Origin of the sequence: Hydrogenispora ethanolica (assembly GCF_004340685.1) — a bacterium.
Lineage (GTDB): Bacteria > Bacillota > UBA4882 > UBA8346 > UBA8346 > Hydrogenispora > Hydrogenispora ethanolica.
In genome coordinates, this window is record NZ_SLUN01000002.1 from 325,935 (window position 1) to 339,357 (window position 13,423).

The 13,423-nt window shown below is 55.4% G+C and carries 10 protein-coding genes; 7 read left to right on the top strand and 3 right to left on the bottom strand.

The annotated features are described in order from the left end of the window. The first annotated feature begins 19 nt into the window (after positions 1-19). Positions 20-871 carry a helix-turn-helix transcriptional regulator gene (locus tag EDC14_RS03090; RefSeq protein ID WP_132012704.1) on the top strand — a complete coding sequence of 284 codons (852 nt, stop codon included), beginning with the start codon at positions 20-22 and terminating at the stop codon, positions 869-871. A gap of 66 nt (positions 872-937) precedes the next feature. Here EDC14_RS03090 and EDC14_RS03095 read toward each other — a convergent pair whose 3' ends face one another. The 3 genes from EDC14_RS03095 to EDC14_RS03105 form a co-directional block, all read right to left on the bottom strand. After that, on the bottom strand, positions 938-1,471 hold the full coding sequence (locus EDC14_RS03095) for a hypothetical protein (RefSeq protein WP_132012705.1): 534 nt from the start codon (positions 1,469-1,471) through the stop codon (positions 938-940). 697 nt (positions 1,472-2,168) lie between these two features. Then, entirely contained in the window at positions 2,169-3,737 is a 1,569-nt protein-coding gene (locus EDC14_RS03100) for a response regulator (RefSeq protein WP_132012706.1), read from the bottom strand. Then, positions 3,734-5,527, bottom strand: coding sequence for a sensor histidine kinase (locus tag EDC14_RS03105; RefSeq protein WP_132012707.1), 1,794 nt, complete (start codon positions 5,525-5,527; stop codon positions 3,734-3,736). The genes EDC14_RS03100 and EDC14_RS03105 overlap by 4 nt, the downstream gene beginning before the upstream one ends. Positions 5,528-5,824: 297 nt before the next feature. Between EDC14_RS03105 and EDC14_RS03110 the strand changes: the two genes are divergently transcribed. From EDC14_RS03110 to EDC14_RS03135, 6 genes are all read left to right on the top strand, one after another. Next, positions 5,825-7,102 carry an ABC transporter substrate-binding protein gene (locus tag EDC14_RS03110; RefSeq protein WP_132012708.1) on the top strand — a complete coding sequence of 426 codons (1,278 nt, stop codon included), beginning with the start codon at positions 5,825-5,827 and terminating at the stop codon, positions 7,100-7,102. 76 nt (positions 7,103-7,178) lie between these two features. Further along, complete coding sequence (locus EDC14_RS03115) at positions 7,179-8,078, top strand: carbohydrate ABC transporter permease (RefSeq protein ID WP_243662788.1); 900 nt, start codon at positions 7,179-7,181, stop codon at positions 8,076-8,078. A gap of 10 nt (positions 8,079-8,088) precedes the next feature. Further along, on the top strand, positions 8,089-8,952 hold the full coding sequence (locus tag EDC14_RS03120) for a carbohydrate ABC transporter permease (RefSeq protein WP_132012710.1): 864 nt from the start codon (positions 8,089-8,091) through the stop codon (positions 8,950-8,952). Positions 8,953-8,960: 8 nt separating this feature from the next. After that, on the top strand, positions 8,961-10,493 hold the full coding sequence (locus EDC14_RS03125) for a sulfatase (RefSeq protein WP_132012711.1): 1,533 nt from the start codon (positions 8,961-8,963) through the stop codon (positions 10,491-10,493). Positions 10,494-10,526: 33 nt separating this feature from the next. Next, positions 10,527-12,029, top strand: coding sequence for a sulfatase family protein (locus EDC14_RS03130; protein WP_132012712.1), 1,503 nt, complete (start codon positions 10,527-10,529; stop codon positions 12,027-12,029). 252 nt (positions 12,030-12,281) lie between these two features. Beyond that, positions 12,282-13,397, top strand: coding sequence for an anaerobic sulfatase maturase (locus EDC14_RS03135; protein WP_132012713.1), 1,116 nt, complete (start codon positions 12,282-12,284; stop codon positions 13,395-13,397). Positions 13,398-13,423: the final 26 nt, after the last annotated feature.

Below are 13,423 nucleotides of genomic sequence, written 5' to 3' on the forward strand. Positions count from 1 at the left end.
GGAGGGGAGGTGATTCCCAATGACGCAGCATTCACCGGGGTATGTCTGGGAGGAGCCCCAGCTCCGGATCGAGCACCACCGGCGGACCGGGTCCTACAACATGCGGGCCAATCATTATCATGACCGGTATGAGCTGTACTATCTGATTGCCGGCCAACGGAACTATTTTATCGAGGACCGGACCTACCGGGTGAATACCGGCGAGGTGGTGCTGATTGATATCAGCGAGTTGCACAAGACGAGCGACAGCGACCTTCCGGCGGAGCACGAACGGATCGTGGTCAATTTCAGCCCGGCGGCGTTGCCGGGCGGGGCCGACGCCGGGCTGCTCCTTTCCGGTTTCAGCGGGCTCGAAAGGCTGGTCCGTTTCGAGCCGGCGCAACGCCGGGAGGTGGAGGCGCTCTTCGGAAAGCTGGTCCGGGAGAGCCAGAATGCCGCGCCGGGCTTCCGGACGTACCTCCGGCTGATTCTGGCCGAGCTGTTGATCCTGGTTCAGCGGCGGCTCCAGGAGTCGCCTCCGGGGCGGCCGCTGCCGGCCAGCCCGCTTCAGGAGAAGATCCTGGAGATCGTCCGCTTCATCAATTCCAGCTACTCGGAGCCGCTGACCCTGCCTTTTTTGGCGCGGCAGTTCGCCATCAGCCCGTTTCATCTCAGCCGGACCTTTAAGAAGGTGACCGGCTTCGGCTTCGTCGAGTATATCAACAGCGTCCGGATTCGCGAGGCGGAACGGCTGCTCAAGGAGACCCGGCTGCCGGTGACGGAGATCGCCGGCCGGGCCGGGTTCGAGAATCTGACCCATTTCGAACGGGTCTTCAAGAAGATCAGCGGTTCCGCGCCGCTGGCGTTCCGCAAGCGGGGCGGGCTGCCGTGAAACGGCCCGGCCCCGGCGACGGCAAACCCCCGTCCGGCTGTCCGGGAGCGGGGGTTCGCAAAAGCGTCAGATATTCAGCTCGATCCGGATATGAACCGCGTCTCGGTCCGGGCCCATTTGGGAAGGTTCGAGGCCGCGATCCAGTTCGGCGTCGGCCGGCCTTTCCTTGGCATAGCCTTGTTCCGCTTCATTCCAGCGGAGATCGGCGCGGATCTTCCCGGCGTTCTCCCGGAGGATCCCGAAGGCGAGATCGCGGGCGCGCAACGAATGGTTGATGGCGTCCCGATACGCGCCCCGGCCGAATAATTGCCGGGCCAGTTGCTGATGGGCGATGGCCCGGGCCAGCCCCTGGTAACGGCGGCCGCGGCCCGCCGCCTGTTGCGCCTGGGTCAGGACCAGGGCAGTCCGTTGAATGACCCGGCGGGCGTCGGCCTCAAGCCGGTCGTTTTTGGGCGCCGGCCGGGCCGGGGCCGCTTGCGCCGGCGGGCGGGAATGGGGCGGGCCGGAACCCGGCGGTCGTTGCGCCGGAGCAGCCCAGACGCCGAGGGAGCCGGCGGCCAGGGAGGTTGCCAGGAGCCAGGGAATAAGCCGCTTCTGCATGGATGCCACTTCCTTTGAGTTTGATCGGATAGAAATACTATATCGGGATGATATGTCCTTTCGGTGATGAAGCGGTGATGATTTCGTGGATTTGCCGGAAGGAAACGCTGCCGGGGCGACCGGACCGGCCTGTTCTCCAGCAGCGGCTGCAACGGGTCCGAGATCGTCTGATAGTGCCCTATCCGATGCTTCCCCCGGCCGTCTCCCCGGACCCCGTTCTGCTTTCCCCGCGTTTCGGGGAAGCTTCCCGGAGGTTTGGGGAAGCTTCCTCAAGGCTTGTCGATGCTTCCCGAAGCCTCCGTCCTCTTTCCCGAAGGTTCGGGGAAGCATCCCGAAGGTTTGGTCCTTTATCCCGGAAGCCCCGGGATGGTTCCCGAAGGCTCCGGGAAAGTAGGATGATCTTCGGGGAAGAAAGGATCGCAGGATCCTCTGAAAGGATCATGGGATCCCTTACAAGGATGAAGACCATCCCTGACACGGATCATGGCATCCCTTACAAGGATCGGAAGATCCTCTGAAAGGATCGGGGCATCCCTTACAAGGATGGCTTTCATCCTAACAAGGATGAAGAAGATCCGAGTTGGACGAAAGACCATACCTGACACGAGAGGCGATCAACTGATATATCAGGGGGGCCGGGATGGAGGACGGAGTCCCGGACCGGCCGGCCCGGGACCAAAATGGGCAGTCCCGGAGGCTATTTCTTGGTATTCAACAGCGATTTCTTATATTCGGAAGGCGTGATCCCGATCATTTTCTTAAAGATCTTTCCAAAATAACTGTAATCGGAATAGCCGACCTTGATGGAGACGGCGTTGACGGTATACTCCGGGTTGTTCAATAATTCCTTGGCCTTATGGATCCGGATTTGCATCAGGTAATCGTTGAAGTTTTGGGCGAGGTGCTTTTTAAAAAGCTTGCAGAGATAGCTTTTGTCGATGAAAAAGTGTTTCGCCGTGGTTTCCAGGGAGATGTCCTGATCGTAATTTTGGTGGATATACTTGATGACTTTGGCGATGAGCGAGTTGTTTCTGGTCTGGAGGTGTTCGGTGAAGAAGCGCTCCAGATCGGCCAAGATGACGGGGAACGACTCCATCAGGCTCTCGTAATCGGCGGAATTTTCGATTCTTCTCAGGCATTCGAATTTCCGGTCATTGACATCCTTCCACTGGAATCCCATTTCCATTCCTTTATAGAGGATCAAATAACAGATCTCGGAGAAGAATTTTTTCAAGATGTAGGGTTGGATATAGGTTCCCTGGGCGATCCGGGCTTTCACCTCATCTTCGACCAGCGCCCGGAGCTCCTCAAAATTGAACCGTTCCACCAGCGGATGGAGGATCGTAAAATCAAACTCAATGGAATCAGCGGTTTTTTGGAACCGGGACAGGGCCGCATATTGATTTTTGGCCAGATAAAAGCTATACGGAATTTTCTCAACCAGCTCCTCAAAAGTCTCCCGCAGCAAGTGATAGCCGTCAAAGCAGGGGCTCGCCAAGATCCGGCAGGGCAACGCAGCCTGTAAATGGAGGTGGTCCATGACGCGTTGAGCGAGGGCGGCGCCGCATGACTCATCCGCGGGCGCCGGATGATTGAAAACCGTCACGAGCACATCCGGGCTGAACCAAAAGCTGACCGGGCTCCGGGAAGGGTCCAGCGCCGTCCGAATGCCGGATATCAAGGATTGGCGTACCTCATTTCCGGGAACCGGCGCGCTGGAATCGAGGACGACCGCCAATATCGTTAGGTTTATTTCTTTCAGCTGAATGCCGTATTTGGCGAAAGTGCCGCCGATATCCTCCGGTACCGTAAAATGATGCCCAGCCAGCCATTCGCCCAGGAAAGCGCCGGGGGAGCCGGGGCGCCGGTCCTGGTCGGCGCTTTGGGCCGGGGGCCGGACCGAACTGGCTTTTTCCAAGACACTCAATAGGTCGGAAAAATTCATCCTGGGCTTCAGGATGTAATCGAAAGCGCCGAGGCGCAAAGTTTCCCGGACATACTCAAAATCGTCGTAACTGCTTAAAATGACGATTTGAATCTGCGGGTAATCGGTTTTGATGATCCGGGTTAACTCGATCCCATCCATGACCGGCATTTTGATATCCGCGACGACGATATCCGGAGACCGCCGGGCGATGATTTCCAGCGCCTCCTCGCCGTTTCCGGCTTCCCCCACGATCTGGAATCCGTGGCTCGCCCAGTCGGTCATATGCGTGAACCCTTGACGCAAAAGGCTCTCGTCGTCGACGATCAACAGTTTGATCATGGCAAAGCCTCCTTCTTTCGGTCAGCGTATTGTCGGGGAAGCGTGAGGACCACCGATGTTCCGACCCCGATTTCGCTCCGGATGGTCAACCCGTAGCGGGAGCCGAAATACAGCTGAATTCTCTCCAGTACGTTCTTCACGCCGATCCCGTTAAAACGGGACGATGTCTCCGGGCTGTCGACCGTCAACAACCGGGCCGCGGTATCCTGGGCCATGCCCACCCCGTCATCCAGCACTTCAAGCTGGAGATCATCGCCGGCCGCGCTGCAATAGATCGCGATCGTCCCCCAGATTTTCCCGGAGGGTTTGGGTTCGAATCCATGGAAAATAGCGTTTTCAATGAGCGGCTGCAATAACAGTTTGGGGATCAGGCAATTTTGCAGGGATTCCGGGACCTTCGCCTGGAAGCGGATGGTGCGATCGGAACGGATCTCCTGAAGGTAGAGGTAATCCTGAACGCATTTCAATTCGGCGGCGAGGGGAATCAGTTCTTCCTTGCGGGAGACGGTCTGCTCCAGCAGATTGACCAAGGCGTGAATGGTGGGCTCGATGAGCTCGGTTTTGCCGGTCCATAACAGGCATTTGATGGAGTTGATGGTGTTATAAAGAAAATGGGGCCTGATCTGCATTTGCAAGGCGTGCAACTCGGCCTTGCGTTTCTCTTCCTGCTCCTTCATCAGATGATGAATGGTCTTCTCCAATTCGGCGATGATGTTCTCGTATTCCTTGGTTAAAACCGTAATCTCGTCGCTGACCGTGTTCTCCGGTAAAGGAGCGCTTTTCGGGGGATAGTTTTTGACGCGGTTTTTCAAGTTGATCAAAGGCAGGGCAATTTTTCTGGAGATGACCAGCGCCAGGCCGACGGAGAAAACGATGCATAGCAATGAAATGGTCAGAATTTTCACGCTCAAGGCGTTGATGTCTTTGGAAATGGTGGCCAACGGGATCATATGCAGGAGGATCCAATCCACCTTCTCGACCTTCTGGTAAATACACAAGTATTTCAGCCGGTTGATCCGGATGATCTGATGGGCGTCATCCGGTCCGCTCAAAAGCTTGGCGAAAGGTTTCAAATTCAAACGGCTGCCAATGCGCGATCGCGTCGAATGCGAAATGACCCTGCCCGCTGCGTCCACGATCGCAAATTGACTCTTCCGGTCCAAGGAATCCCGGTAAATATCGTACAAGCAGGATTCGTTGATGGAAAGCAGCAGCGTTCCGTAATAATGCCGTGAAAACGGATTGTGTAAAGTCTTTACCGCGGTAAAGACTTTTTTGGCGCGGTTGATGAGACTGGGATGGGTACTGCGCCAAAAAATTTGCTGCTGATTTTGAACCCCGCGCCTGTACCAATCCAGCTGCCGGAGAGCGCCGGGAGCCAGTTCGCTTTCACCGTCCGGACTGTAGACGTTGCCATTGACTCCCAGCAAGATAGTTTCATACCGTAGCCAATCATAGGCAAATGAATACTTTCTGATCTGGGATTCGACGGTATCGATGTTTTTCAAACGGTCGAAGGGACCGGGGGTATCGCGGGTCAGCTGATCTTCCAGCGCGTTGTTGTGATCGAACAGGCTGACGACGGTGATGACCTGATCGATCAGGATGCCGAGGTTCTTATGGATTTGATTCAACGTATTGAGGTTGGATTGCCGGATATGGGTATTGATGAGATTTTTGGCGGTAAAAAAGGATAAGAAGCCGATGAGCGACATGGAGAGGATCAATACCCCATTGGACAATAATAATTTACCAAAGATGCTCCTCGGAAAGTGGACGAATCGGCTCATGGCTAGTCTCCTGCAATGGCTGTACGTTAATGTTATATTAACAAAAAACAAAAAATTTGTCTAATTGTGATCTTTGGCAACCAATTTTAAACTCAGCGTCGAAGGATCAAAAATACAATTTTATACGAAAAATAGCCAATATTTTCAGCATTCCGGTCCGGCCGGGGGAGGGGGAGCGGTTGATAAACCAATATTGGCAGAAATTGTTGCAATTCTAGCCATTTTCATCAAAGGGTTTCTCAATATAGAATTACGGTAAGGTTACAATTGTTTTAAAAAGAAAAGGGAGGATTGGAAATGAAGAAGTTGTCACTGGGCCTGTTCCTGGTATTGTTGTCGCTGGTAGTCATCGCGGCTTCGAATCCGGCGGTTTTCGCGAAAGCCAAAGCGCCGGTGACCATCTCATTCTGGTTTCCGGGCGCCGATAAAGTCAATGATTCCTATTTTATCGAGGCGGCCAAGAGTTTTGAAAAAACCCATCCCCAAATCAGAGTGGAAGTCACTGTATTACCGGCTACCCAGGCCGACGTGGATTTAAAATTGAACGCCGCCTTGCTCGGCGGAACCTATCCCGATGTTTTATCGGCCTATCTCGCCAATATTGGGACGCGAGGCTCGCAAGGGGATTTCTTCGCCCTGGATAAGTTCATTCGGGGCTGGAGCGATAAAAATGACATTTATGACAGCGTTTATGATATCGGCAAATATCGCAATAAAATTCTGGGCCTGGGCTATTATCCCAATCCCGAGGTTTTGGTCTACCGGAAGGACTTCTTTAAGGAAGCCGGATTGGATCCCAACCGTCCTCCGACGAACTGGGAGGAGCTCGCCGCCTATGCCAAAAAACTGACGCTCCGGGACAACAGCCATAATGTGACCCGGGCCGGTCTCGACATCCCGGCGATCAGCAGCAATGTGTTTATGAAACCGTTTTTCCGCCAGAACGGGGCGCTCGTTGTGAATGAGAAGAAAGGCCAACCCATGCTGGACGACACCAAAATGATCGGCGCACTGGATTTTATCATCAAATTAAAAAATGAGAATGTCAGCATTCCTTTCAATTATCAGAAGAAGGAAACGATACCGTTTCTGTACGGGAAAAGCGCGATGTCGTTCTTGCAGCCGACCCAGATCATCAAAATGATGGACTCCGACCCTTCCCTGAAGGATAAAATCGGCTTGGCCCCGGTATTAAGCGGAAAGAAAAAGTCGGCGTTCTGCGGTTACCGCTTGTTTACCATCGGAAATACCTCCAAGCATAAGAACGAAGCCTGGGAATTCATCCAATTCATGATGTCCAAGGAACAGATGCGCTACCGGTTCGTCAATTTGAAGATTCCGGTGGTCCGCAAATCCATGGAAGACGATTTCATTGCGGCTGAACCGGCCTTCAACAAGGTCTTGATGGACTATGTCAAATACGGCCAAGGGGATAACGTCGTGGCCTGGAATACGCTGGCCGTAAAGTATATTCACCAGGCGTACGAGGAAGCGTATAACGGCATCAAGAAACCGGATCAAGCCTTAAAGGATGCCCAACGGAATTTGTTACGAGAGCTCAAGCATGTGAAGTAACGCAATGAACGGGCGGAGGCTTATGGGTTGCCACCATAAGCCTCTCTCCTACATCTATCGTATGGGAGTAATGCGCATGATGAAAACAGAGAAGCGCCGATATTCGCCATTGAATCGGGACTATATCGGATATTGGATGATCGCCCCGTTTTATCTCTTTTTGATCGTATTTGTCATATTCCCGATTCTCATCAACATTTTTTTCAGTTTTACCAATTTCAATCTGAGAACCGTCCATTTTGTCGGATTCCAAAATTATCTGCGGCTATTCTCCGATGAAACGTTCATGGTGTCGATGCAAAATACGTTCGTCTACACCTTTTTCACCCTGGTTTTTACCATGGCCTTGGGGCTCATGGCGGCGCTGATGGTCAACAAGAAATTAATCGGCCTGAAGTTTTTCCGGACCAGTTTTTATATGCCCTATATCACATCGATGGTCGCGGGGGCCATGATCTGGCTGTGGATGTACGATCCGTCCTATGGGATCTTCAACCAAGTGTTGGGTTTCTTCGGGATCCAAAGCCGGCAATGGCTGTACGACGCCAACCTGGCCATGGGGTGCATCATCTTGATGAGCATCTGGAAATCGCTCGGCTATTTCATGGTGATCTATTTGGCGGGGTTGCAAAGTATCCCGGCTTATCTCTACGAAGCGGCGACGGTGGACGGGGCGTCTTCATTCCGGCAATTCTGCGCCATCACCCTCCCCATGTTGCGTCCGGTGACCTTTTTCCTCTTTGTGACCGGCATCGTGAATAATTTCAAAGTATTCGAGCAGGTCATGATCCTGACCAACGGCGGACCGATGAATGCGACGACGACCATCGTCCATCAAATCTATAACCGGGGATTCATCGAATTTCAAATGGGTTATGCGGCGGCGTTATCCATTATTCTCCTGCTGATCGTCAGCGGAATCACGTTATTCAACTTCAAGTACGGCAATCAAGGACAAGATTTGGATATAGGGTGAGGTAGAAACGATGGAAAATCGACAGACCCGTTATTGGATCTCAATGATCATGCTGTTTTTATCCCTGCTGATGCTGGTGCCTTTTTTCCTGATGCTCCTGACGTCCTTCAAGACCATGGGGGAAGTCCAGTCAGCCAGTTTCATTTTTATTCCGGAACATTTCCAATTCTCCAATTATGTCGATGCCATGACCCGGGGGGATTGGGTACGCTATTTTTACAACTCCCTGGTGGTTACGGCGATCACCGTCGGGGTCAGCTTAATCATTAATTCCATGGCCGGGTACGCTTTTGCCCGGTTGCACTTTCCCGGCCGCGACACGCTGTTCATCATCTCGTTAATCGCGATGATGGTTCCGCCTCAGGTGACGATGATCCCACTGTTCATTATTTTAAAGAATTTCCCACTGGTGGGCGGGAACGATCTCTTCGGCCAAGGGGGAATGGGCTGGGTCAATTCTTACATGGGCATGATTCTGCCCTATATTGCCGGGGCTTTCGGCGTGTTTTTATTCCGGCAGTTTTTTATGAATTTTCCGGGGTCATTGGATGACGCCGTGGCCATCGACGGCCTCAATAAATTCCAAAGCTTTTTAAAGATCTATGTGCCGCTGGGGAAGCCGATCTTTGCGGTATTGGCGGCTTTCAAGGCGACCCAAACCTGGAATGAATATACCTGGCCCTTGATCATTACCAACAACGACACGATGAAAACGGTACAGCTGGCATTGACGATGTTCAAAGACGAATCGACCGTCATCTGGACTCAGCTGATGGCCGCGACGACCCTGACCTCGCTGCCGTTGATCCTGGTGTTTCTATTTGCGCAACGTTACTTCGTCGAAGGCATTGTGACAACCGGAATGAAGGGGTGAATTGCGGGATGAAAGCCATTGTATTCATGTTGGACAGCGTCAACCGGCGCTTCCTTCCGGCCTATGGCAACGACTGGGTGAAAACGCCGAACCTGAATCGGCTGGCCGGGCGCTGCGCCGTTTTTGACAATCACTGGGTGGGATCGGCGCCCTGTATGCCGGCCCGGAGAGACATGTTCACCGGCAGGTTAAACTTCCTCGACCGGAACTGGGGGCCGATCGAGCCCTTCGACTATACGCTCCCCCAGGCCTTGCGGCAGCACGGCATTTTTACCCATATGGTCACCGATCATTACCACTATCTGCGGACGGGCGGGGAGAATTACTGCCAGCTCTTTGATACTTGGGAGTGCATGCGGGGCCAGGAAAACGACCCCTGGGTATCCCGGGTCAACAAGGAAAAGGCTGCGCCGCATTATGGCAAGGATAGCCCCCAATATCGCGTCAACCGCACCAGGTTTCCGCAAGAGGGGGATTTCCCGAGCCCGCTGACCTTGCAGGGGGCCGTCGAATGGTTGCAAAACAACCGGGAGGCCGATAACTATCTGTTGTGGGTGGAGGTCTTCGATCCGCACGAGCCCTTTGACCTCCCGGCCGAGTACTTGGAAGCCTATGGGGACGACTATCGCGGTCTCCCCTATCAATGGCCCGAATACCAGGAAGTCAATGTCCCGGAGCCGGCCCTGGAACACATCAGGAAACGGTATGCCGCCCTGCTGACCATGACCGACCACTGGCTGGGGAAGGTGCTCGATGTCATCGATGAGCACCGGCTCTGGGACGACGCCCTGATCGCCTTTACTTCGGATCACGGCTACATGCTTGGCGAACACGGCTTCATGGCCAAAAACTATATGCCGGCTTACAACGAAGTGTTTCATATTCCGTTCATGCTTCATCTCCCCGGAGACCCATACCGCGGCCGGCGGATCGGGGCGCTTACCCAAAACATCGACCTCTTCCCGACGCTGCTCGATTACTTCGGGATCGGTTCCGACGGCTGCCCCAACAAGCTTCATGGCCGCTCATTGCTGCCGCTGCTCGCCGGGGAGGTTGAGCGGATCCGCGAATACGCCATTTATGGCTATTTCGGCAAAGACGTCAATCTTACCGACGGGCATTACACCTATTTCCGCGCCGCGGCGCGCGACACCAATGATCCCTTGCATCTCTACACTGCCATGCCCACGACCCTGAACCAGTTCTATAACCGCGACAGCCTGACCGACGTTTCGGCGATCGCCATCGGACGGTGGTTGTCCTGGACTGCTTACCCGGTGTATAAGATACCCGGCAATGCCGTGCGGATGCGGGATCAGAGCCAGGCCTTCAACCAACGGAGCCCCTACCTCGACCGGAACCGCTTATTTGACATTGTCAGCGACTATGCGCAGGAGCGGCCGCTGGCCCTGCCGGAGCTTGAGAAAAAGCTGTGCCGGGCATTGATTGCCACGCTGCAGGAGCATGACGCCCCGGCAGAGCAGCTGGAGCGGTTGGGGCTTTCTGCCCTCGCAGCGGAGGATGCGGCGGAAAATGCCTGAACGCCGCCGTGGAGGATGGGAGGAGGAGTTTGAATGGCCAAACGGGACATACTTATTTTCCTAAGCGACCAGCACGCCGGCTATTGCGCCGGTTATGCCGGCGATCCGGTGGCGCGCACGCCGAATCTGGACCGGATCGCCGCGGCCGGGACGGTTTTCGATGCCGCCTATACCTCGTGCCCCCTGTGCGTTCCGGCCCGAATGTCCATGCTGGCCGGCCAGCTTCCTTCGAAAACCGGGATTTTTACCAATGACGGATCGCTTCCTTCGGATCAGGCGACCTTCCTTCATTCCCTGGGAGCGGAAGGGTACGAGACGGTTTTATGCGGCAGGATGCACTTCGTGGGATTGGACCAGCGGCACGGCTTCACCCAACGGATCTTCGGCGATACCACGCCGTTATACCCGGGGGACCGGGCGGCTTTCGAGGCGACGGGGCCCTACAAGTACACCCGCGCCGATTTCGGATGCCTCCAGATCATCGGCGGAGGGAATTCGCCGACCTTGGAATATGACCGCCAGGTGATCCGGGCCGCTCTGGAATACCTGCGGCAGGATCACGAGAAGCCGCAGTGTATCGTGGTCGGCGTATACGCGCCGCATTTCCCGTATGTGGCGCCGCCGGAACTATACCGGTATTACCTGGACAAAGTCCAATATCCGGCCGCCTTGAGCAGCGGCTGTGACTACGCGCACCCGGTCTTCAGCGGCAGGCTCATGGATACCTCGCCGGAGACGGTGTTGCGGGCCAGGGCCGCCTATTGGGGCATGGTGGAGTTTCTGGACGGGAATATCGGGTTGGTCTTTGACGCATGGCGGGAGTACCTGGCGCGGACCGGCCGGGAAGGAATCTTCGGCTATCTTTCCGATCACGGCGACCAGCTCGGAGAGCGCGGCCTCTATGGGAAGAAGACCTTCTTTGAATCCTCGGCCCGCATTCCAATGCTCTTTGCGGGCGCCGGGATCGCGGCAGGGTTGCGGCTGCAAAGCCCGGTCAGCATCATGGATCTGGGGCCGACCCTTTGCAGCCTGGCCGGAGCCGCGCCGCCCCCGGAACAGGACGGCAGAAGCCTCGCGCCGCAATTGGTGACGGGAAAGGAAGACCCGACACGGCCGGTCTGGAGCGAACACGTGGAGACCGGCCCGGACGGCCGGAAAGTTCCCTGCCGGATGGCCCGGAAGGGCCATTGGAAGTACATCACCTATGCCGGCTATGAAGACCATGATTTACTGTTTCATCTCGCCAGCGATCCGAACGAGCTGGCCAATCTGGCCGGGACGCACCCGGAAAAAGCCGGAGAAATGAGAGAGCTGGCGCTCGGGGACTGGGATGCGGAGCGGATCCTGAAAGCCTATGAAATCAAGGCCCAACACATTCAATTGCAGAAACAGTGGCTCCGCCACACCGCGCTCGATCAGAGCGAGCATTGGAAACCGGGGCCCGAGGCCCTGGCCTATCCCGAAAATTATTACGCCTCCCCGGCCGAATTGCCGGAACCATTGCGAAGGCTGCTCCGGCCGGGCGAAGGGAAATAAACTTTCGAAGGGAACGAGACGCCGGTACTGTTTCCCATGGTGGGCAATTTGAATCAGGGCAGGTATTTCTATGAAGGCGCCGAATACTTCATGGAACGCCACGGTTTTGCTTCGGCAATGGACTTCGGCGTCTCCCGGAGGGAGCCCCCGAGCCGTCATAACCTTTGAACGGTCAGCGGAGGCAGGAATCATTCGGCGGAAGCCAGGCCCTGAAAAATCATGCCGTCGCTTCAATAAAGCTGGGAGTAAAAAATGCCACCGATTTACGTATTAATCAAACCGGCGTCGAGCGCCTGTAATTTGCGGTGCAAGTACTGCTTCTATCATGACGTGGCCGGGAACCGGGCCACCCCCAACCAGGGGATGATGAGCGATGCAACCTTGGAGACCCTCGTCCAAAAAACCTTAGAATATGGCGACCAGGCGGTCGGCTTCGCCTTTCAAGGGGGCGAACCGACCCTGGCGGGACTAGACTTCTACCGGAAGCTCCTGGCGTATCAGAAGCAATACAACCGGAACCATGCCCGGATCAGCAATGCGCTCCAAACCAACGGGATGTGCATTGATGAATCATGGGCGGAGTTTCTGGCGGAGCACCGTTTCCTGGTGGGGCTTTCGCTGGACGGGCCCAAGGACATCCATGATCTGAACCGCACCGATGCCCGGGGCGGCGGAAGCCACCGCCGGGTGGAGCAGGCGGCGGCCTGGTTCGATCAATACGGGGTGGAATATAACATCTTGTGCGTGGTCACCAAGCCGGTGGCCCGCCATGTCGAAAAGGTCTATCATTACTACGCCAAAAAGGGCTTCCGGTATCTGCAATTCATACCCTGCCTGGACGGACTGGGGGAAACGCCGGGGCAAAACCCCTATTCGCTGACGCCCGAACTGTATGAGAGCTTTCTCAAAAAACTATTCGACCTGTGGTATTGGGATTTCCGCAACGGCAACAGGGTGAGCATCCGGATGTTCGACAACATCCTGCATTTGCTGTTGGGGTATCCCCCGGAATCCTGCGATATGAAGGGGTATTGCTCGGCCAATACCGTCGTCGAAGCCGACGGCGCGGTTTACCCCTGTGATTTCTATGTGTTGGACCGCTGGAAAATGGGGGATATCCGGGAGGACAGCCTTCAGGCAATGCTGCAGGGAGAAACGGCCCGGGCCTTTGTGGAAGTATCCCGGGATATCGCCGGGCAGTGCCAGGGGTGCGAAGTCTTCGCCCTTTGCCGGGGCGGCTGCCGGCGGCATTACGAGCCTATCGCGGACCGGATCGAGGGCCAAAACTATTTCTGCCCGGCGTACCGGAGATTTTATGACTATGCGTTGCCCCGGTTCCGCGAGATCGCCCGGAGCTACGGCTCGTGACCCGCGCCCGCCAAAAGTGGGAAAAC

Excerpts from the sequence above, each read along its gene's own strand:
- EDC14_RS03125 (WP_132012711.1), top strand. The coding sequence starts at position 8,961 with ATGAAAGCCATTGTATTCATGTTGGACAGCGTCAACCGGCGCTTCCTT.
- EDC14_RS03120 (WP_132012710.1), top strand. The coding sequence starts at position 8,089 with ATGGAAAATCGACAGACCCGTTATTGGATCTCAATGATCATGCTGTTT.
- EDC14_RS03115 (WP_243662788.1), top strand. The coding sequence starts at position 7,179 with ATGATGAAAACAGAGAAGCGCCGATATTCGCCATTGAATCGGGACTAT.
- EDC14_RS03130 (WP_132012712.1), top strand. The coding sequence starts at position 10,527 with ATGGCCAAACGGGACATACTTATTTTCCTAAGCGACCAGCACGCCGGC.
- EDC14_RS03110 (WP_132012708.1), top strand. The coding sequence starts at position 5,825 with ATGAAGAAGTTGTCACTGGGCCTGTTCCTGGTATTGTTGTCGCTGGTA.
- EDC14_RS03105 (WP_132012707.1), bottom strand. The coding sequence starts at position 5,527 with ATGAGCCGATTCGTCCACTTTCCGAGGAGCATCTTTGGTAAATTATTA.
- EDC14_RS03095 (WP_132012705.1), bottom strand. The coding sequence starts at position 1,471 with ATGCAGAAGCGGCTTATTCCCTGGCTCCTGGCAACCTCCCTGGCCGCC.
- EDC14_RS03090 (WP_132012704.1), top strand. The coding sequence starts at position 20 with ATGACGCAGCATTCACCGGGGTATGTCTGGGAGGAGCCCCAGCTCCGG.
- EDC14_RS03100 (WP_132012706.1), bottom strand. The coding sequence starts at position 3,737 with ATGATCAAACTGTTGATCGTCGACGACGAGAGCCTTTTGCGTCAAGGG.
- EDC14_RS03135 (WP_132012713.1), top strand. The coding sequence starts at position 12,282 with ATGCCACCGATTTACGTATTAATCAAACCGGCGTCGAGCGCCTGTAAT.